This window comes from Dactylosporangium sp. NPDC051484, from assembly GCF_040689395.1.
Taxonomy (GTDB): Bacteria; Actinomycetota; Actinomycetes; order Mycobacteriales; family Micromonosporaceae; genus Dactylosporangium.
Window position 1 is genome coordinate 23654 of record NZ_JBFAZX010000008.1, and the last position, 19837, is coordinate 43490.

Below are 19837 nucleotides of genomic sequence, written 5' to 3' on the forward strand. Positions count from 1 at the left end.
CGTCAGTCGGGGTCTCTGGGTTGTCCGCGGCCGCGGGCAATGCCGCAGCGTGCTTCTCAGGCGGCTGGCCGCGGTGCTTCAGTCAAGGTCCGGGGCGTGGAAAGGGCCGCTCCCCGGGAAACCCCGGGGGCGGCCCTTTTCAGGCGTTGCTAACGGCGGGCGGAGCGGTATTCGTACTCGCGCTCCTGGTACTCCCGGCTCGCCGCGTCGCGGCTGAAGTCCCAGCCGCCGGCGGACTCGCGGCCCGGGCGGCCGCCGACCGAGAAGCCGCCGACCTCCTGGCCGCGGCGCCAGCCGCGGAAGTAGCCGGTCGTGTGCGCCGCGATCTGCGCGGCGTCGCGGACGATCCGCAGCGGGCGCTCCGGGCTGTCGTCGACCGGGGCACCGGGCACCAGGTTCTGCTGCGGCACGCGGCGCGGCAGGCCGGAGCCGGTCTCGTCGCCGATCTGCGGTGCGCTCGCGCGCTGGGCCGCCTGCCAGGCCGTGTCGTTCGAATTTTCCCAGCTCACGGACGGGCGTTCGGTCTCGCCGGTGGAGTCGGCGTCCCAGTCGGTGAACCAGGCGGACCGCGCGGCCGCGAAGATCAGCAGGTCGCCGTCGCCCTCGTCGGTCTGCTTGGCGGCCTCGCGCTCGGCGGCGGCCCGGCGGCTGCGACCGGCGGCGCTGCCGCTGCTGCGGGCCGTCGCGCGCTCGGCCGGGCGGTCCGAGTCGACCAGGCGGAGGGCCGGGGGCTCGAAGCGGAACTCGCCGCTGTACTCCCCGCTGAGCTCGTCCGAGTAGCCGCCCTTGAGCGCCGGGTCCGGCACCGGGGCCGGCTCGACCAGCCGCAGACCCGCGGGCTCGATCGGGAACTCGCCGGTCTGCCATGGCGGGGGCACCCGGCCCTCGCGCTGGCGCGGCAGTTCGACATGCCGCTCGGCGGAGCCGGATCGCTCGCTGGGCGGGATCTCGGTCCGGGACCGCTCGGAGCGGGGGATCTCGGTGCGCGAGCGCTCCGGCCGCGGGGCCTCGGTGCGGGACCGCTCGCTGCGCGCCGGCTCACCGCGATCTTCGGCCTCGGCCTCGGTCCGGCTGAGATCGGCACGCCGGGACTCCGACCGGGTCGGCTGCTCGGCCCGCTCCGCCCGTTCGCGCTCGGCGCGGTTGCGCTCGGAGCGGGAGAGACCGGACGTGGCCGACGGGGCGCCGGACGCGGCCGACGGGTCGGAGCGGGAGAGCTCGGGCCGGGAGAGCTCGCTCAGCTCGCCGCGGCCGCCCAGCGCCGGGAACTCCCCGGAGCCGAACGAGCCCAGCGAACCGCCGGTCTCCAGCGTCGAGCGCGACCCACCGGTGGCGGTCGGGGAAAGCGACGCGGTGGTCTCCAGCGGCGCGGAGGTGCCGAGCGCGCTGAAGTCCGGCGGCTGCGGGATGTCGCTCAGCTTCGGCAGGCTGCTCAGCTCTGAGGGGGAGGTGAGCGGGTCGGCCCCGAACGCAAACGACGGGGACTCCGGGGACGGCGTCTGCGCCCCGCCGAGCGTCCAGCCGGCGCGCGAACCGGCCGCTGGGCTGGTCGTGTCCAGCGTCGGCGGCTCCCCGAGCGCGCTGAGGTCACTGAGCCGCATCGCGCTGCTGTCCTGGGTGCCCGTGCGCCCGCCGCCCGAGGTGGGCGCGGAGGACACGGACGCGGCCGGCGGCGCCGAGGACGGGCCGGACAGCGGGTCCTGGCCGAACGAGTCGAAGCGCGCCGGCTCGGTGGACTCCGACCCGCTCAGCAGCGGGGCGATGCCCGGGGGCGGCGGTGGCATCAACGATGTGAACTGCGGTTCGCCCGCCGTCGGCTGCGGCGGGATCACCGGCGTCGGGGCGACGGGCGGCGGCGCGACCGGCGCGGGCGCCACGGGCAGCGGCGCGACGGGCACGGGCTGCGGCGGGGCCGGCTGCAGCGGCATCGGGATCGACTGCATCGACGCCGGCACCGGCGGTTGGTAGGTCGGCGGGACCGGTGGCGCGGGCGCGTACATCGGCGTCGGCGGCTGGTAGGCGGCCGGCTGGTACGGCGGCGGCGTGGCCTGGGAGCCGTGCGTGGGCGGCGTGTACCCGGGCGGGGTCGACGTCACCGGCGGCGCGGAGGGGACCCCGTACGCCGGAGGCGCCGATGCGACCTGCCCGTAGGCGGGCGGCGCGGACGGGACACCACCGTAGGCGGGCGGGGCCGAGGTGACCTGGCCGCTCGCGGCGGCGGGCGTGTAGCCGGGCGGGGTCGAGATGACCGGCGGCGTGGAGACCACGGCCGGCGGCCCGGAGACGACCGATGAGACGGAGCCGACCGAGGACGGCATCCCCGTCTGGGCCGGCGGCGCGGAGGCCACCGACGGCTGGGCCTGGCTCGGCGTGCCCGAGGTGTCCTGGGCGCGGCGGCGACCGCCGACGGCGCGGGTGACGGCCGACTCCTCGGCGCGAGCGGCCTCGGCGGCGCGGGCCGCCGCCCGCGAGCGGGTCGGCGCGGCGTCGGTGGAGGCGGCGGGCGGCCGGGCGTTGGACGCGCTCGCGGCGGCCCGCGAGCGGGTCGGCGTGCTGTCCTGGGTGCCGGCGGGGCGCAGCGGGGTGGCCGGGGAGAGTGGCGACCCCGGACTCATCCCGGTCGGGGCGAGCGGCGAGGCCGAGCGGCGAGGCGGCGCGGTCCGCTGCGCGGCCGGGCTCATCTTGTCCGCCAGCACCGCGACCAGGGCGGCGGCAGCCGCGTCGCCCGCGCGCACCGCGGCGACCGACTGCCGGATCGTCTCGGCGACGGCGTTGTTCACGGCCCGGTTGACGCCGGTGCGGCGCGGGGTCTCGGCGATCGCGACGCGCAGCGCGGTGATCGCCTCGCCCAGCGTGTCGGCGTCGGCGACGCCGGCCTTGGCCAGCTCGTCGACGACGGCGGCGTCACCCTTGCGGCCGTTGGCGCCGCCGCCGAGGATGCCCGGCTCCGGCAGCGCGTCGAGGATGGCCAGCGGGATCGCCTCGGCCGGGTCCGGGTAGGCCCGCAGCGCCGCAGGGTAGAGCTCGCGGAGCACCTCGCGCAGCGTGGCCGCGGCGCTCTGCCGGCCGGCGACGACCGCGGCGTGCGCGGCGAGCACCGGCTTGAGTGGCAGCATGTCGCGGGGCGGGCTCTGGCCGACCGCGGAGAGCACGCCGGCCTGCAGCGCCCGGGCGAGCCCGACCGCGCGGCGCTCGGCGGCGTTGGACTGGATCTCCTCCGGCGACTCGTCGTCGGCGAAGCGCTCGGCGTAGTCGTCGGCCGAGTCGTCGTCGGTGAAGGCGAGGTTGCGGCCCGCCGCGGTGAGCAGCTGCGTGACGACGTGGTCGTCGCTCTCGGCCGCGACCGCCACGGCGGAGGTGCCGCCGGAGCGCTGCGCCAGCAGAGCGCTCAGCTCGGCGTAGCCGCCGGCGTCGTCGCTCACCTCGCAGATGTCGATGAGTCGGCCGGCGTCGTCGACGACCGCGACGGTCAACCAGATGTCGGAACCCGACTGCGGCTCGGCGAGGTCAGCCGACGCCAGACCGCAGTACACCCGAACGAGCGCCACCGCGTCGTCCTCCTCTCGGGACATCAGTTGAGCTTTCGTCACGTCGGCGGGGACTGTCCCGGCGCCCCGCCGCCGTGTTGCCGCAGGTCAAACTGAACGACCTCTAGTGAACAGGTTGACGGCCGGTGACGCGATCAGCCGTTTCGGCTGAATGCCACTCTGGCTGATCGTCGTCCACCGCCACCACCCGTCCGGCTAGGGATCGCGTCGGTCCTGCCGTGCCAAAATGCCCACGGCTTAGATCCTGTCGGTCACAAATCAATCACGCCAGTCCACGGCGGCAGAAATCTTGCCGATAATCGTCCGCCAGCCCAGCGCTGTCTGTTGTGCCCCGATTTTCTTGAGCCGGCGCTTGGCGAAGAAGCCCCCGACACCCCCGGCCGCCGCAGCTCGCAGGCCCTCGTCGAGGTCGTCGAGCGGCGAGCCCGCGGCGAGCGCCGTGCGGACCGGCTCGAGGCGCAGGGCGTAAGCAAGGTCACGCGCGACCTCGCCGGCGGCGAGCAGCAGATCGGTGTCCCAGGCGTCCTGGCCGCCGCGGAGGTTCTCCACCACGAGGTCGAGCTCGTAGTGGTTCTCGTCGGTGGGCACGACCGACGACGCGGTGATGCGGGTCTTGAGGCTCTCCCAGGTGTCCAGCTGGGTCAGGTCGTGCTCCGCGTCGGACTTCACGAACTCGACCAAGCCCTCGACGCTGCGGAAGAGCAGGAGTTTGCCGTGGTGGCTGAGGAACGCGGGAACCTCCTCGGGCTCCGCTTCCTCCTCCTCTTCGTCTTCTTCCTCGGCCTCGTCCGCTTCCTCGTCCGCTTCCTCTGCCGATTCCTTGTCCGATTCCTCGGCTTTTTCCGAAGTGTCGGACTTCTTCGACTCGTCCAGTTCAGCGGCTTCGTCCGTCTTGTCGGAGTCCTCGTCGGCCGCGTCGTCGGCGCGCTTCTTGGCCGGCTTCTTCTTCGAGGCGGCGACGGGCTCCGGCTCCTCGTCCTCGAACAACTCCGCGTTCTCGAGGATCACGACCCGGTCGTCCTCCTCGTCCTGCGGCCGCCGGTGGAGGATCGCGAAGTCGTCCTCCTCCTCTTCGACCTGCGTCGGGGTCAGCTCGGTCGACAGCCGGTACGCCCGAAGCGTGTAACCGACGCCCTTGGGCAGCGCCAACTCGATCGGCTCGATCTTGACGTCGCTCCACAGCGCGTCGGCCTGGGCCGAGCGCTCGCTGCCGCCGTCCTCCTCGTCGAGGTTGGCATCGTCCTCGAGATCGGCGTCGTCATCAACCTCGGCGTCGACGTCCTCGACGGCGTCGAGCTCCTCTTCCACCTGCTCGGCCTTCTTGGTCGGCCGCGACGACGCGGACCGGGAAGACTCGGAAGATTGGCGGGCCACTGTGACCTCCGTAGTCGGACTCGGCGTGCGGGCACACTAGGGCGTGTGTGGCCTCGCGCACAAAACACCCTAGTGTGCCCGGTCAGCGACGATCAGACCCCCTTGGGGTGCCAGACCGTCTTGATCTCCAGCAGCGAGAGCATCCGGGATACACCTGGGTCGGCGGCCCAGTCCGGATCGCTCGGGCGGATCACCCGCTTGAGGTTCTCCGCGGCCGCCGCCTCAAGATCTCTCGCCAGTGTGGGGTCCGTCACACCGGTCAGGTCGATGGCGTTGACGTCCATGTGCGCCGCGAGCCAGGGCGCCATCTCGGCGACCGACCCGGTCAGCAGGTTGACCACCCCGCCGGGCAGGTCCGAGGTCGCCAGCACCTCGCCCAGCGTCACGGCGGGCAGCGGTCGGTCGGTTGAGGCGAGCACGACGACGGTGTTGCCGGTCACGATCGCCGGCGCGACGACGCTCACCAGGCCCAGCAGCGACGAGCCGGCCGGCGCGACGACCCCGACCACCCCGGTCGGCTCGGGCGTGGAGAGGTTGAAGTACGGCCCGGCGACGGAGTTGGACCCGCCGTGCACCTGGGTGATCTTGTCGGCCCATCCGGCATACCAGACCCAGCGGTCGATGGCGGCGTCGACGAGCCCGGCGGCCGTCTCCGGGGCCGCGCCCTCGGCGGCGGACACCTCGGCGACGAACTGCTCGCGCCGGCCCTCCAGCATCTCCGCGATCCGGTAGAGGATCTGCCCACGGTTGTACGCGGTGGCACCCGACCACTTGGCCACGGCCGCCCGGGCCGCTTTCACGGCGTCGCGGACGTCCTTGCGTGAGCCGAGCGCGGCGTTGGCGAGGAAGTCGCCGGAGGCCGAGTGCACCTGGTAGGACCTCCCCGACTCGCTGCGCGGGAACGCGCCGCCGATGAACAGCTTGTAGGTCTTGCGGACGGTGAGCCGCGCCTCAGTGCTCAAGGTAGGCCTCCAGCCCGTGGCGGCCGCCCTCGCGGCCGTAGCCCGACTCCTTGTACCCGCCGAACGGCGAGGCCGGGTCGAACTTGTTGAACGTGTTGGCCCAGACGACCCCGGCGCGCAGGCGGTCCGCGATGCTGAGGATGCGCGAGCCCTTCTCGGTCCACACCCCGGCCGACAGCCCGTACGGCGTGTTGTTCGCCTTCTCGACCGCCTCGTCCGGGGTGCGGAAGGTGAGCACCGACAGGACCGGCCCGAAGATCTCCTCGCGGGCGATCCGGTGCGCCTGGGTCACGCCGGTGAAGATCGTCGGAGCGAACCAGAATCCGCGCTCCGGCAGCTCGCACGGGGCCGACCAGCGCTCGGCGCCCTCGTCCTCGCCGACCCGGGACAGCTCGCGGATCCTCGCCAGCTGCGCGGCGGAGTTGATCGCGCCGACGTCGGTGTTCTTGTCCAGCGGGTCGCCGACCCGAAGGTGCGCCATGCGCCGCTTGAGCGCGGCCAGGAACTCCTCGGCGACGGACTCCTGCAGCAGCAGCCGCGAGCCCGCGCAGCACACGTGGCCCTGGTTGAAGAAGATGCCGTTGACCACGCCCTCGACCGCCTGGTCCAGCGCGGCGTCGTCGAAGACGATGTTGGCGGCCTTGCCGCCCAGTTCGAGGGTGAGCCGCTTGTCGGTGCCGCTCACCGCCTTGGCGATCGCCCGCCCGACCTCGGTCGAGCCGGTGAAGGCGACCTTGTCGACGCCCGGGTGCTCCACCAGCAGCCGCCCGGTCTCCCCGGCGCCGGTGATGATGTTGACGACGCCCGGCGGCAGGTCGGCCTGCCGGCAGATCTCGGCGAACAGCAGCGCGGTCAGCGGCGTCGTCTCGGCCGGCTTGAGCACCACCGTGTTGCCTGCGGCCAGCGCCGGGGCGATCTTCCAGGCGAGCATCATCAGCGGAAAGTTCCACGGGATGACCTGGCCGGCGACGCCCAGCGGGCGCGGGGCGGGCCCGAAGCCGGCGTACGGCAGCTTGTCGGCCCAGCCCGCGTAGTAGAAGAAGTGCGCGGCCACCAGCGGCAGGTCCACGTCCCGTGACTCGCGGATCGGCTTGCCGTTGTCCAGCGATTCGAGCACCGCGAGCTCGCGAGAGCGCTCCTGGATGATCCGGGCGATGCGGAAGAGATACTTCGCCCGCTCCCGCCCCGGCATCGGCCCCCAGACGGTGTCGTAGGCGTGCCGGGCCGCGCGCACCGCCGCGTCGACGTCGGCGGCGTCGGCGCAGGCGATGTCGGCGAGGATCTCCTCGCTGGCCGGGTTGATCGACTTGAAGGGCTCCCCGCGGCCGTCGACGAACTTCCCGCCGATGAACAGCCCGTATGAGGAGCGGATGTCGACGATCGAGCGCGATTCCGGCGCCGGTGCGTATGAAAAGTCCATCGTGCCGCGTCCCTGGTGACCTAGTCGAGGGTGAAGTAGTCGGGGCCGCTGTAGCGGCCGGTCGCGAGCTTCGTGCGCTGCATCAGCAGGTCGTTGAGCAGCGTGGACGCGCCGAAGCGGAACAGGTCCGGGTCGAGCCAGTCCGGCCCGGCGGTCTCGTTGACCAGCACGAGGTACTTGATGGCGTCCTTGGCGGTCCGGATGCCCCCGGCGGGCTTCACGCCGATGATCCGGCCCGTCTCGGCGCGGAAGTCGCGGACCGCCTCCAGCATCACCAGCGTCACCGGCAGCGTGGCCGCGGGCTGCACCTTGCCGGTCGAGGTCTTGATGAAGTCGGCGCCGGCCAGCATCGCCAGCCAGGAGGCACGGCGCACGTTGTCGAGCGTCGCCAGCTCGCCGGTCTCCAGGATGACCTTGAGGTGTGCGTCGCCGCACGCCTCCTTCACCGCGGCGATCTCGTCGTGGACCTCGGCGTAGCGGCCGGCCAGGAACGCGCCGCGGGAGATCACCATGTCGATCTCGTCCGCGCCGTCGGCGACCGCGGCCCGGGTGTCGGCGAGCTTGACCGACAGCGGCGCCTGGCCGGACGGGAACGCGGTCGCGACGCTGGCCAGGTGCACCCCGGTGCCGCGCAACGCCTCGGCGGCGACCTGGATCATCGCCGGATAGACGCAGATGGCGGCGGCGCTCGGGCAGGTGGCGTCGGCGGGGTCCGGCCGGACCGCCTTGGCGCACAGGGCGCGCACCTTGCCAGGGGTGTCCGAGCCCTCCAGCGTGGTCAGGTCGACCATGCGGATTGCCAGGTCGAGGGCTTGGGCCTTGGCCGTCGTCTTGATGGACCGGGTGCCCAGCATCGCGGCGCGTTGCTCGGCGCCGACCTGGTCGACTCCCGGCAGGCCGTGCAGGAAGGTTCGCAGAGCGCCTTGTGAGCGCGCGACCTCGGCGGTGAGGGTCATGTCGAAAATATTAGGCTGTCCGCTCGTGGACGTACTCGTGGTGGATCACCCGCTGGCCAAGTCGCGACTGACCGCGATGCGCGACGAACGCACCGACAACGCGGCCTTCCGCGCCGCGTTGCACGAGCTCACGACGATGCTGGTGTACGAGGCGGCGCGGTCCTTCGCCACCGAGCGGTTCCCGGTCAAGACGCCCGTCGCGGTCGCCGAGGGCACTCGCCTGGCCAACCCGCCGCTGCTCGTGCCGGTGCTGCGGGCCGGGCTGGGCATGGCCGACTCGGCGCTGGCACTGTTGCCCGAGTCGTCCATGGGCTTCGTGGGGCTCGCGCGCGACGAGCGCACCTTCGAGCCGCGCGCCTACATGGAGTCGCTGCCGCGCGACCTGGCCGGCATCCCGGTGCTGGTGCTCGACCCGATGCTCGCCACCGGCGGCTCGCTGGAGCACTGCGTGCGGCTGCTCGTGGACCGCGGGGCGAGCGACATCACGGTGCTGTGCGTGCTCGCCGCGCCGGCCGGCGTCGAGCGGCTGGCCGCCTCCGGGCTGCCGATGCGCCTGGTCACCGCCGCGATCGACGAGCGGCTCAACGAGCACATGTTCATCGTTCCAGGGCTCGGCGACGCGGGCGACCGCCAGTTCGGCGGCATGCCCCGCTTCGGCGGCGACTCCGTGACGCTTTAGTGGGCGGCGCGGCCGGCTACTTCAAGCCCAGCGCGGTCGCCGTCTCGGTGCGCAGGGCGGCCAGCCCGGCGGCGGCGCGCTCGCGGGCGCCCGGGAGGTCGGCGGGGTCCGCGACCGGCTCGACGACCTCGAGGTAGGCCTTCAGCTTCGGCTCGGTGCCCGACGGGCGCACCACGACCCGGGTGGTGCCGGCGCGCAGGATGAGCACGTCGGCGTCGGGCAGCCGGTCCTCGATCGAGATCACCGGCTCGTCGAGCAGGTCGACCGGCGGGCGGGCCCGGATCGTGGCCATCATCTGCGCGATCTCGCCCAGGTCCGCGACCCGGATCGAGAGCTGGTCGGTGGCGTGCACGCCGTAGCGCAGCGCCAGCTCGTCGAGCCGGTCGCCGAGCGTGCGCAGTTCGGCCCGGAGCCCGGCGGCGAGCTCGCAGACCAGCAGCGCGGCGGTGATGCCGTCCTTGTCGCGGACCAGGTCCGGGGCCACGCAGTAGCCAAGCGCCTCCTCGTAGCCGTACACGAGGTCGTCCCCGGCCCGCACGATCCACTTGAAGCCGGTCAGCGTCTCGCCATACGGCAGGCCCTGGTCCTCGCACATGCGCGAGAGCAGGCTGGAGGACACGATCGTGGTCGCGTAGCGGCCCCGCACCCCGCGGCGCATGAGGTGGTCGGCGAGCAGCGCCCCGACCTCGTCGCCGCGCAGCTGTTGCCACCCCCCGTCGCGCGCGAAGGCCACGGCGCAACGGTCGGCGTCGGGGTCGTTGGCGATCGCGATGTCGGCGCGCTCGCGGGCGGCGAGCGCCAGCAGCAGGTCCATCGCGCCCGGCTCCTCCGGGTTGGGGAACGCCACGGTGGGGAAGTCCGGGTCCGGCTCGGCCTGCTCGGCGACGACGAACGGCGCCGGGTACCCCGCCGCGGCCAGCGTCGCGGCGAAGACCTCCCGGCCGACGCCGTGCAAGGGCGTGTACGCCACGGCCAGCTCGCGCGGCACCTCGGGGTCCACGACGCCGAGCGCGGCGTCGACGTACTCCCGCACGATGTCCTCGGTCAGCACCTCGCCGGGAGGCCCCAGCGGCACTTCGGCGAGCGGGCCGACCTCGCGGATCGCGCGCTCGATCCCGGCGTCGGCCGGCGGGACCAGCTGGGCGCCGTCGGCCAGATACACCTTGTAGCCGTTGTCCTGCGGCGGGTTGTGGCTGGCGGTGACCATCACGCCGGCGGCCGCGCCCCGGCGGCGGACCGCGAAGGCGAGCACCGGCGTCGGCAGGGGCCGCGGCATCAGCAGGGCGCGGCGCCCGGCGCCGGTGGCGACCCGGGCCGTCTCCATCGCGAACGCGTGCGATCCGTGCCGGGCGTCGTAGCCGATGACCAGGGGCCGGTCGTCCGGCCCGGTCTGCTGCGCGGCGAGCCAGCGCACCAGGCCGGCCGCGGCGCCGCGGACCACGGCGAGGTTCATGCCGTTGGGCCCGGCGCGCAGCGGGCCGCGCAGGCCGGCGGTGCCGAACCGGAGCGGCCCGGCGAAGCGGTCGGCCAGCTCGGAGGGATCGTCCAGCACGGCCCGCAGCTCGTCCCGGCTCGCCGGATCGGGGTCGTCGGCGAGCCAGGCCTCGGCCGCCGCGCGCAGAGACGGATCACGCTCCGTGGAGGTCATCTGCCCTTCATAACACGGGTCACTGGCTCGTCAACTTGAACGAGGTGACCATCTCGTCGAAGATCGCCTTGCTCTCGGTGAACCGGGAGTCGGGCACGGTGACGAAGAAGTGATACGCCTTGCCGTTGACCACGACGGCGTTCCACAGCGCGTGACGCTGCTTCTCGCCGGCACCGCAGGTGTACTCCAGCACCGCCGCTGCCTGCCCGTCGAGCTTGTCTTCGGTCATGTCGACCCGGCTGTACGGCGCCTCGCAGCTGGTCGGCGTGGACTTGAGCCGGTTCTCCGCGGACTCGAGGAAGGTCCGGGGGTTGGCCGGGGCCTTCTCGATGTTGACGCGGATCCGCCGGTTGGCGTCCGACGGGTCGATGATGTCGTAGTAGGGCGCGTTGGCGTTGCCCAGCTTGGAGGTCTTCCAGCCCTTCGGCACGTTGACCGTGATGCCGCCCGGGTGCGTGAACGCCTCCACCTCGAGCGTGTGCTTCGCCGGGGTGCTGGAGGCCGCGCCGGTCGGCGTCTGTCCCTGCTGGCCGCCGCCGTCGCCGGAGAAGAGCCCGGCCGCCGCGCCGACGCCGAGGAACAGCACCACCACGACGCCGGCCGCCACGGCGATCTTGGCCCACGTCGGCGCCGCCTTCGCCCGGCCGACCAGCTGCTGGCCCACGCCGCCCTGGTGCGGCGGTGCGGGCGGCGGGCCCAGGGTCCAGTCGTCCTGCGTGTACTCGGGGGCATACGCGTTGTAGTTGTCCGCGCCGGTGCGCTCCAGGTCGGCCTCGTTCGGGGCGGCCGGGTTGGCTGGGGCGGCTGGGGCGGGCCCGTCGGCGTGCATCCGCCGCATCGCACCGCTGACGGTCTCGCCGGGGGCGATCATGGCCCGGCCGCCGATCTGGCCGGTCGGCTGCTGCGGGTGGACCATCGTCGGCTGGTGCACCGGGCGGACCACCGCGTAGGGGTCGGTCATGTGCGCCGGCGCGTTGCTGGCCAGCGGCCCTGCGAGCAGGTCGCGCAGCACCGCGCGGGCGGTCTCCACGTTCCAGCGGCGGTTCGGGTCCTTCTCCAGCAGGCCGTAGAGCACGCCCGCCAGCGGGCCCGCGCGCATCGACTGCGCCGGGGGCTCCTCGACGACGGCGCGCATGGTCTCGAACGGGTCGCGCCGGTCGAACGGCGGGCGGCCCTCGACCGCGGTATACAGCGTCACGCCCAGGGAGAACAGGTCGCTCGGCGGGCCGAACTTGGCGCCGATCGCCCGCTCGGGGGAGATGAAGTGCGGGGAGCCGAGCACCATGCCGGGCGTGGTCAGCTCGCTGTCGGTGGGCATCCGGGCCACGCCGAAGTCGGTGAGCACGCAGCGGCCGTCGCCGCAGATGAGCACGTTGGCCGGCTTGACGTCGCGGTGCAGCACGCCGGCGGCGTGGGCCACCTCGAGCGCGCCGAGCAGGGCGATGCCGATCTTGGCGACCGCCCGGGCGGCCAGGGGACCGTCCTCGACGATCATCTCGGCGAGGCTGCGGGCCTGCAGGAGTTCCATGACGATCCACGGCCGGCCGACCTCGGTGACGACGTCATACACCTGCACGACCGACGGGTGCGACAGCGCCGCCGCTGCGCGGGCCTCGCGCAGGGTCCGTTGATACATCGAGTCGCGGTCGCTGGGGGCCAGGCCGGGCGGGAGGATCACCTCCTTCACCGCCACGTCGCGGCGCAGCAGCGTGTCGCTGGCGCGCCACACGGTGCCCATGCCGCCGTGTCCGATCGCCGTGCGCAGTGCGTAGCGCCCGCCGATCACCACGCCCGGCGCGGCGCGCTGCCCCGGCACCGGGGGCGCGACCGAGCCCGGTTCTCGTGGTTCCCGAGCGGGTCCGTTGGAGGGAGAGTCGGGGCCGCGCGCAGGATCGCGCCCGGCACCGGCCGAGGCCAGAGCACCGGTGGGTGGCTGGGGCTCACCATGCCACGTCGGAAGCTGAGTCACAGGCAGTAAACCGTCATGGGAGGGGGAGGTTGACTTCTCGCCCCACTATCTTGCGTGGTCTTGCCCGGTTAAGAAAGGTGGGGTCCGCTCCTTCACCGTACCGTGACCCGCGAGCGACCGAGCGTGTAGATCTCGCCGTTCCGCGGACCGTCGCAGGATTGAATTCGTTCATTCGGGGAACCTGCGCGCCCGAGTGAAGCGTCTAGGCAGGTGACGGAAACCTCGGCGGAACGTCGGCGAACCGGGTTTCCTGGATTTCTTGAATGCCACCGCCGATGGTCCGACGAGCGGTGCGTCGCCAGGTAACGGGTCCGTGCCACCCTGCGACGTCTCTCGTCACTGTGCGTCAACAGTGGCGACCGTTTTATGGACGCCGCTGCGAAAAGTTATCGCGACACCACGTGACCGTGGCGCCTGTCACCCGTTATAGGAGGTGAGGGGTACGTGTCTGGGGCCGAAGCCGCCATCCCGCCCGTGCCTGCTGCTTTGCACCTCAACGAGGGTCTGAGTGACGCTCAGCTATATCAACATCACGAGAATGATGTTGCGCTCCGTCACCTTGACCCAGTTAGTCTGTCCATGGCACGCATGAGGCGGGCCGCTCCATTAGACCGAAACAGAGAACTCACCGTGACGAGAGCGCTGACGCTGCCCGAGAACGCCGCCACTGCGGTGCGACCGGTCGGCAAGTTGACGTCGTCCAAAACCGAACGACTGTCCGACGGCTGGCCCGAGACACCCCCCGGAGCCGATCCACTGCCGGGCCAGCTCGACCGCTGGCTGGCGTCCCGCGGTGCCGAGCTCGTAGCGATCCGTCGTCACATCCACGCGCACCCGGAGCTGTCCGGCCAGGAGTTCGAGACCGCCGCGCTGGTCGCCCGCGAGCTGACGCGCGCCGGCCTGTCCCCGCGCATGCTGCCCAAGGGCAACGGCGTCATCTGTGACATCGGCTACGGTGAGCGTGTCATCGCGCTGCGTGCCGACCTCGACGCGCTACCGCTGCCCGACACCAAGGACGTGCCCTACCGCTCCACCGTGGACAACGTCTGCCACGCCTGCGGCCACGACGTGCACACCACCATCCTGCTCGGCGTCGGGCTCGCCCTGGCCCAGCTGGCCGAGCGCGACGAGCTGCCCGGCCGGGTCCGGCTGCTGTTCCAGCCGGCCGAGGAGACCATGCCCTCCGGTGCGCCGGAGGTGATCGCCGCCGGCGGGCTCAAGGACGTCGCCGCGATCTTCGCGCTGCACTGCGCGCCGCACCTGCCGGTCGGCTTGGTCGGCGTGCGCTCCGGGCCGTTCACCGCGGCCGCCGACAAGATCGAGGTCCGGCTGACCGGTCGCGGCGGGCACACCGCCCGGCCGCACCTGACCGCCGACCTCGTGCACGCGCTCGGCCGCATCCTCGTCGACGTGCCGTCGCTGCTGGACCGCAAGCTCGACGCGCGGGCCGGGGTGTCGATGGTCTGGGGCGCGGTGCGGGCCGGCGAGGCCGCCAACGCCATCCCGATCGAGGGGATGGCGCGGGGCACGATCCGTGTCCTGAGCCGCGATGCCTGGCGCGACGTGCCGGAGCTGGTCACCAAGCTGGTCCACGACGTCATCGCGCCGACCGGCGCCGACGTCGAGGTCACCTACACCCGCGGCGTCCCGCCGGTGGTCAACGACCGGCTCGCCACCGCGATCATCGCCGGGGCGGCCGGCGCGGCGCTGGGCCCCGACCGGGTGGTCGAGGCCGAGATCAGCATGGGTGGCGAGGACTTCGCGTTCTACCTCGACAGCGTGCCCGGCTCGATGATCCGTCTCGGCGTCGGGGTGCCCGGCGCGGAGGCCAAGTTCGACATCCACCAGTCCGCGTTCGACGTCGACGAGCGCGCGATCGGCCACGGAGTGCGGGTCATGGTGCACACCGCCCTCGCCGCACTGAGCGCCGGCGCGTTCTAGAGGTTTCAGACAGCTCGATCGATCCACGTCTGCTATTGCGTAGGCGTGGGCAGCGAGCTGTGCGTGCACGGTCCTGCGGCTGCCACCCGAGGCGCGAGCCCGCACTGCGCTGGCGGTGCTGGAGCAGGTCGGCGCCGTACTGGCCCGGCCCCCTGCGGAGCCGGGCCAGCACACCCCCCGTTGGGTCAACCTGTGCGTGTTCGCTCAGGTTGACGGTTGTTCCGGCTATCAGTTGCGGCCGGAGTTCGGTGCGGTGATCAGCGGCCTGACGCAGAGCCTGACGGCTCGTCGTCCTCAGACTGCGGCCGGTGCGGGGCCGCAGCCTCAGGTGCCCGCTCAGGTTGAGCCTCTGCCCCCTCCGCCGCGTCCGAAACCGGCCCATCGCCATCTTCCTTCCCGGCCGGTGCCGAAACGGGCGGTGCCGAGACCGGCGGTGCCGAGACCGGCGGTGCCGAGACCGGCCGCTGTTGCGGCGGGATCCAGCGCCCACCCTGCGGTGGCATCGGCCGGCCGGGCTGCTGCATGGGCTGCTGCACGGGGTGGCCCGGGAACGCGGGCACGGCCGGGGCGCGCGGCGGGGCCGGGTGCTTCGCGCGGTACCGCCGCAGCAGCCAGACGATCAGGTAGATCGGGCCGCCGACGAACACGATCCAGGGCAGCAGCCAGCCAAGCACCGTCAGCGCGACCCGCAGCGAGGCCACGAACGCGTGCCAGCCGTTGCGCAGGCCGAACACGATGCCGGTGTCCTCTTCCTTGGACACCACCGGCGCCTCCGGGCCGTGCAGCATCAGCGTGATGGTCGACAGCGCGGTCAGCCCCTCCAGCCGCCGCTTGCGTGCCTGCAGCGACTCGAGGTCGGACTCGCGCCGGGCCAGCTCCGACTCCAGCGACGTGATCTCCCCGATCGTCTGCGCCTTCGCCATGAGCGCGCGGATCCGATCCACGCTGGCCTGCGCCGTCTTCAGCCGCGAGTCGACGTCGGCCACCTGGTCGGTGACGTCCTGGGCCGAGACCTGCCGGCTCTTCTCGTCGCCGATGCCCTTGAGATTGTCGAGCGTGGTCTGGAACTTGGCCGCCGGCACCCGCAGCGTCAGCGTGGCGGTCGAGCTCTGCCCGTTGATCTGCCGGTTGTCGCCGCTGACGAAGCCGCCCGCGCCGGTGGCGAGCGCGACGGCCTGCGCCGCGGCCGCGTTGACGTCCTTCACTTGTACCGTCATCGTGCCCGAATAGATGATCGACCGGTTCTCGGCGTCGAGGTTGTCCGGCGCTTTCTGTGGGTTCGACTGCGGCTTGTCCTGGGCCTGCGCCTGCTCCTGGGCCGGTCCGGCACCGGCGCCGCCGGCGGCCGGCGCGGCCGGCGCGACCTGCTCGGCGCGGTCCGGCATGCTGCTGGTGCTCGAGTCGTTGCCGTTGGCACCGCATCCGCTCAGTGCGAGGACCAGCGCGCTGGCGGCCGCCGCGACGAACACGGTGGTGCGCCTGACTGACATGACGCCTCCTGGGTAGGGTCGATCCGGAAGCTGGAACTGCTACCTCGGACGCGGGCCGGTGAGGTTCCGGTTCCATCCGCTCGGGTCACTTTTCTGCCACGAGGAGGTCACCGGATGCGCATCACGAAGTACACCCACGCCTGTCTGCGCCTGGAGCACGGCGGCGGGGTACTGGTGATCGACCCCGGCGTGTTCAGTGAGTCCGAGGCGCTGGAGGGCGCCGATGCCGTGCTCATCACCCACGAGCACATGGACCACGTCGACCTCGACAAGCTGCGCGCCGCGGCGGCCAAGCAGCCCGCGCTGACCGTGCACACCCATCCCGACGTCGAGGCACAGCTGACCGACCTGGACGCCGACGTCTTCGCCGTCAACCCCGGCGACATGTTCGTCGCGGCCGGCATGACCGTGCGCGCGCACGGCGGCCGGCACGCGGTCATCCATCCCGACATCCCGCGCATCGTCAACCTCGGGTTCGCCATCGAGGCCCCGTTCGGGACGATCTACCACCCGGGTGACTCGTTCCACGTGCCGGACGAGGAGATCGCGACGCTGTTCGTGCCGGTCTCGGCGCCGTGGCTCAAGCTCTCCGAGGCGATCGACTTCGCCCGCGCGGTCAAGCCGGAGCGCGCGTTCGCCCTGCATGACAGCCTGCTCGTGGAGGCGGGCCAGCAGATGGTCACCGGACACATGACGCGCCTGTCCGGCACGCAGTACACGCGGCTCGAGCCAGGCAGTTCCATATAGCTTGCCCGTATGGAAGACGCCCTCGCCGCCCTCGCCGCCCGCCTCTACTCCGCGCCGCCCGAGGACTTCATCGCGCTGCGAGGCGAGGAGATCGCCAAGGCCCGGCAGGCGCGCGACACCGCGCTGGCCGCCGCGATCGGGAAGCTGCGCAAGCCGACGGTCGCGGCGTGGCTGGTCAACCGGCTCGCCCACGAGCGGCCGGACCTGGTCGCGGAGCTGCTCGAGCTCGCTGACGAGCTCCGCGCCGCCCAGCGGGAACTGCGCGGCGCGGACTTGCGGGAGCTGTCGGTGCGCCGCCGGGCCACCGTCGCCGCGCTGGGCCGCGAGGCCGTGCGGCTGGCCGGGCCGCAGCGCGGCAACCTGCCGGTCGCCGAGGTCGAGGCCACGTTCGCCGCGGCGCTCGCCGATGCGGAGGTGGCCTCGGCCGTACGCGAAGGGCGACTGACGAAGGCGCTGGAGTACACCGGCTTCGGCGAGACCCCGCGCCCGAACCTGCGCCTGGTCCAGGGCTCCGGGCCGGGCGGCGGCACCTCGACCGTGACCCCGATCCGCTCGGCACCGGACGAGGGCGAGCGGGAGCGGCGGGCCGAGGCACGCCGCCGCGAGGAGGAGCGCCGCCGCGCCGAGGAGGAGCACGCCCGGGCGGTGAAGCAGGCGCGCCGGGAGCTCATGACCGCGCTGCAGCAGCTCTCTGATGCCGAGACCACCAAGGCCGAGGCCGAGCGCGCGGTCGCCGCCGCCGACAAGGCCATCCGGCAGGCCGAGAAGCGGGTCAAACTCGCCCAGGACGCCCTGGCCGACCTCGGCTGAACCGTTCGTCCGTCCGCGCGCACGGTTACTCCTCGAACGGATGCCTTCACCGTGATCCGGGCCGCAGGGCAGAATGATCTGGATGACTCCCGAGCAGGCGGCCGCAGCGGCGAAGCAGGCGGTGCTGGTCCTGGGCGGCGCGTTCAGCGACGACCCGAAGACCATGCGCCGCGCTCGCCAGATCGGCCTGACCGGGTGGGCCTTCTACGTCGCCGGCCGGGGCGGCGCGCTGGGCGACGTCCGTGCCGACACCGTCGCCGCCGCGCTCGGCTTCATCGCGCCCGAGGCCGTCCAGGACGGCTGGGACGCCGCGCGCAAGGTCGCGGCACCCGAGCATATCGCCGCCGACATCCTTGAGGAGTGCTGCCGCTGGGGCCGCGAGCACCTCGAGAGCTTCTACGCCCTGCCGAAGCTCGTCGAGCTCGCCGAGCGGGTCGTGGTCAGCGCCGAGACGGCCGGGATGCCCCTGTTCGCGGCCTGGCGCGCGATGCCGCTGCCCGACGACTCCCCGGGCGCCCGCGCCGCGGTCCTGGCCCACCTGCTGCGCGAGCACCGCGGCGCCGCGCACCTGCTGGCCATCCGCGCCAGCGGCCTGAGCCCGCTGGAGGCCATCATCTCCGGCCCCGACGGCGAGGCCGAGGCCACCGCGTTCGGCTGGCCGCCGCCGTATCCCGCCTTCGAGCCGCTGGTGCGCCGGCGCAGCTGGGCCGAGGCCCTGACCGACCGCATCGCCGGCGAGGCGTTCCGGGCGCTGGCCCCGACCGAGCGCAACGAGCTCGTCAACCTCCTCGACGCCGCCGTCCTCTCCCTGACCGAAGCGCAGCCTTCCTGAGTCCTTTTCCCGTCGCCGTTTTTGTCGTACCCCAGGATTAGGGTCCTCATCGTGGCGCTGATGGGGTTACCGGGCTGGACGGTGCGGGGGTGCACGCTGCACGACGTGGCCGCGATCCTGTCTGTCACGCGCGCGAGCGATGTCGCCGCGCTCGGCGAGCCGGACTGGACCGAGGACGAGGTCGTGGCGACGCTCACCGCGCCCAACCAGGATCCGGCGGTCGACTCGTGGCTCGCGTCCGGCCCCGGCGGGAAGCCGCTCGCCTGGGCCTATGTGGACAATCCCGAGCGCGGCACACGGGACAACGTGCAGGTCTACGCGGTGCCGGAGCGCGGCGCCGCGGCCTATGGCCCGCTGCTCGACCTGGCCCTGGAGCGGGTCGCCGCACGCGCCCGCGAGGCCGGCCACGTGGAGGTCACCCTGCGCGCGGGTGCGGTCGCGAGCGAGTCGGCGTATGTCGACGCGCTGACCTCACGCGGCTTCGTGTTCCGCAAGCGTCACGCGCGGATGACGCGGCCGTTGACTCCAGAGGATCGTTCTCTCGCAGCCGGCGTTCGTCCCCTCGCGGCCGGCGACGGTCCGCTCGTGGCCGACGATCGCCTGCTCGTTCGCGCGGTGCGGGCCGGCGACGAGGCCGAGATGCGGCGGTTCCACGAGGTGCTGCAGGTTGCGTTCGCGGACACGCCGGACTTCCAGCCGGTGCCGTATGAGGCGTGGCGCGAGTCGCTCGCCGCCCTGCCGTCGATCAGCTGGGACGAGTGGCTGGTCGCTGAGGTCTCCGGCCGGGTCGTCGGCGTGCTGCAGTCCGCGGACCAGGGGGTGGAGCGCGGCGAGGGGTGGGTGAAGAACCTCGCCGTGTTGCGCGAGCGCCGAAAGGAGGGCATCGGCGGCGCGCTGCTGCGGTCGGCGTTCACGATCTACGCCGCCAAGGGACGCACCACCGCCGGCCTGGGCGTCGACCTGACCAACCCGACCGGGGCGCACCGGTTGTATGCCAGCGTCGGCATGACCGTCGCCTTCGCGGCCGACATGTTCGAGCGGACGGTCACCGCCCCGCCGTAACCCACACCGACCCACGGCGCCGCGGTCCCCGCCGTGCCCGCCCTCCTTCGCCAGGCGCGCGACATCGGCCGGCGACGGCGCTGACCGGCAGCGCCCGGCCCAGCCCGGCTCGATGTCGGCCCAGCCCGGCGCGGCGTCGGCCCAGCCCGGCGCCGCGTCGGCCCGGCCCGGCGGCCCGACCCGACGCGGCGTCGGCTCAGCCCGACTCTGGTGTCAGTCCGGCTCGGTGCCTGCTCAGCCCAGCTCGGTGACGGCCCAGTCCGGCTCGCTCGGCCCGGCGGCGGCCCCGCTCAGCCCGGCTCGGCTCGGCCTGACCCGGCTCGGCCTGACCCGGCCCGGCCTGACCCGGCCCGTGTGGCGGCTCTGCTCGCCGGGCGGTCACGGTTATCGGCTCATGGC

The 19837-nt window shown here is 73.1% G+C and carries 14 protein-coding genes; 6 read left to right on the forward strand and 8 right to left on the reverse strand.

Going from position 1 to position 19837, the window contains the following annotated elements; all coding sequences use genetic code 11:
* Positions 1 to 149: 149 nt before the first annotated feature.
* From AB0367_RS16490 to deoC, 5 genes are all read right to left on the reverse strand, one after another.
* Positions 150 to 3572, reverse strand: coding sequence for a hypothetical protein (locus tag AB0367_RS16490; RefSeq protein ID WP_366227156.1), 3423 nt, complete (start codon positions 3570 to 3572; stop codon positions 150 to 152).
* Between the two features lie 234 nt (positions 3573 to 3806).
* Positions 3807 to 4922, reverse strand: coding sequence for a DNA primase (locus AB0367_RS16495; protein WP_366227157.1), 1116 nt, complete (start codon positions 4920 to 4922; stop codon positions 3807 to 3809).
* A 92-nt stretch (positions 4923 to 5014) separates the two neighbouring features.
* Positions 5015 to 5884: an aldehyde dehydrogenase family protein gene (locus AB0367_RS16500; protein WP_366227158.1), complete on the reverse strand. Its 870-nt coding sequence runs from the start codon at positions 5882 to 5884 to the stop codon at positions 5015 to 5017.
* Positions 5874 to 7304, reverse strand: coding sequence for an aldehyde dehydrogenase family protein (locus tag AB0367_RS16505; RefSeq protein ID WP_366227159.1), 1431 nt, complete (start codon positions 7302 to 7304; stop codon positions 5874 to 5876). The genes AB0367_RS16500 and AB0367_RS16505 overlap by 11 nt, the downstream gene beginning before the upstream one ends.
* A 20-nt stretch (positions 7305 to 7324) precedes the next feature.
* Positions 7325 to 8260: a deoxyribose-phosphate aldolase gene (gene deoC, locus AB0367_RS16510; RefSeq protein ID WP_366227160.1), complete on the reverse strand. Its 936-nt coding sequence runs from the start codon at positions 8258 to 8260 to the stop codon at positions 7325 to 7327.
* Between the two features lie 25 nt (positions 8261 to 8285).
* Between deoC and upp the strand changes: the two genes are divergently transcribed.
* Complete coding sequence (gene upp, locus AB0367_RS16515) at positions 8286 to 8939, forward strand: uracil phosphoribosyltransferase (protein WP_366227161.1); 654 nt, start codon at positions 8286 to 8288, stop codon at positions 8937 to 8939.
* A 16-nt stretch (positions 8940 to 8955) separates the two neighbouring features.
* On the opposite strand, the gene AB0367_RS16520 is transcribed toward upp, so the two are convergent.
* Positions 8956 to 10587, reverse strand: a complete 1632-nt coding sequence (locus AB0367_RS16520; protein ID WP_366227162.1) for a phospho-sugar mutase — start codon at positions 10585 to 10587, stop codon at positions 8956 to 8958.
* 19 nt (positions 10588 to 10606) lie between these two features.
* Entirely contained in the window at positions 10607 to 12325 is a 1719-nt protein-coding gene (locus AB0367_RS16525; protein WP_366227336.1) for a serine/threonine-protein kinase, read from the reverse strand.
* 861 nt (positions 12326 to 13186) lie between these two features.
* Here AB0367_RS16525 and AB0367_RS16530 point away from each other — a divergent pair.
* Positions 13187 to 14497, forward strand: a complete 1311-nt coding sequence (locus tag AB0367_RS16530) for an amidohydrolase (protein ID WP_366227163.1) — start codon at positions 13187 to 13189, stop codon at positions 14495 to 14497.
* Positions 14498 to 14754: 257 nt separating this feature from the next.
* Here the strand turns inward: AB0367_RS16530 and AB0367_RS16535 are convergent, their stop codons facing one another.
* The gene (locus AB0367_RS16535) at positions 14755 to 15987 is read right to left on the reverse strand and encodes a DUF4349 domain-containing protein (RefSeq protein ID WP_366227164.1); all 1233 of its coding nucleotides are present in this window, start codon (positions 15985 to 15987) and stop codon (positions 14755 to 14757) included.
* A gap of 114 nt (positions 15988 to 16101) precedes the next feature.
* Between AB0367_RS16535 and AB0367_RS16540 the strand changes: the two genes are divergently transcribed.
* From AB0367_RS16540 to AB0367_RS16555, 4 genes are all read left to right on the forward strand, one after another.
* Entirely contained in the window at positions 16102 to 16734 is a 633-nt protein-coding gene (locus AB0367_RS16540; protein ID WP_366227165.1) for an MBL fold metallo-hydrolase, read from the forward strand.
* 9 nt (positions 16735 to 16743) lie between these two features.
* Positions 16744 to 17544: a hypothetical protein gene (locus AB0367_RS16545; RefSeq protein WP_366227166.1), complete on the forward strand. Its 801-nt coding sequence runs from the start codon at positions 16744 to 16746 to the stop codon at positions 17542 to 17544.
* Between the two features lie 82 nt (positions 17545 to 17626).
* Positions 17627 to 18376: a hypothetical protein gene (locus AB0367_RS16550; RefSeq protein ID WP_366227167.1), complete on the forward strand. Its 750-nt coding sequence runs from the start codon at positions 17627 to 17629 to the stop codon at positions 18374 to 18376.
* A 60-nt stretch (positions 18377 to 18436) separates the two neighbouring features.
* Complete coding sequence (locus AB0367_RS16555) at positions 18437 to 19438, forward strand: GNAT family N-acetyltransferase (protein ID WP_366227337.1); 1002 nt, start codon at positions 18437 to 18439, stop codon at positions 19436 to 19438.
* Positions 19439 to 19837 lie beyond the last annotated feature (399 nt).

Bases quoted from the DNA above. Each gene is read 5' to 3' on its own strand.
- AB0367_RS16540 (WP_366227165.1), top strand. From the start codon at position 16,102: ATGCGCATCACGAAGTACACCCACGCCTGTCTGCGCCTGGAGCACGGC.
- AB0367_RS16545 (WP_366227166.1), top strand. From the start codon at position 16,744: ATGGAAGACGCCCTCGCCGCCCTCGCCGCCCGCCTCTACTCCGCGCCG.
- deoC (WP_366227160.1), bottom strand. From the start codon at position 8,260: ATGACCCTCACCGCCGAGGTCGCGCGCTCACAAGGCGCTCTGCGAACC.
- AB0367_RS16535 (WP_366227164.1), bottom strand. From the start codon at position 15,987: ATGTCAGTCAGGCGCACCACCGTGTTCGTCGCGGCGGCCGCCAGCGCG.
- AB0367_RS16490 (WP_366227156.1), bottom strand. From the start codon at position 3,572: ATGTCCCGAGAGGAGGACGACGCGGTGGCGCTCGTTCGGGTGTACTGC.
- AB0367_RS16520 (WP_366227162.1), bottom strand. From the start codon at position 10,587: ATGACCTCCACGGAGCGTGATCCGTCTCTGCGCGCGGCGGCCGAGGCC.
- AB0367_RS16525 (WP_366227336.1), bottom strand. From the start codon at position 12,325: ATGGGCACCGTGTGGCGCGCCAGCGACACGCTGCTGCGCCGCGACGTG.
- AB0367_RS16555 (WP_366227337.1), top strand. From the start codon at position 18,437: ATGGGGTTACCGGGCTGGACGGTGCGGGGGTGCACGCTGCACGACGTG.
- AB0367_RS16505 (WP_366227159.1), bottom strand. From the start codon at position 7,304: ATGGACTTTTCATACGCACCGGCGCCGGAATCGCGCTCGATCGTCGAC.
- AB0367_RS16550 (WP_366227167.1), top strand. From the start codon at position 17,627: ATGACTCCCGAGCAGGCGGCCGCAGCGGCGAAGCAGGCGGTGCTGGTC.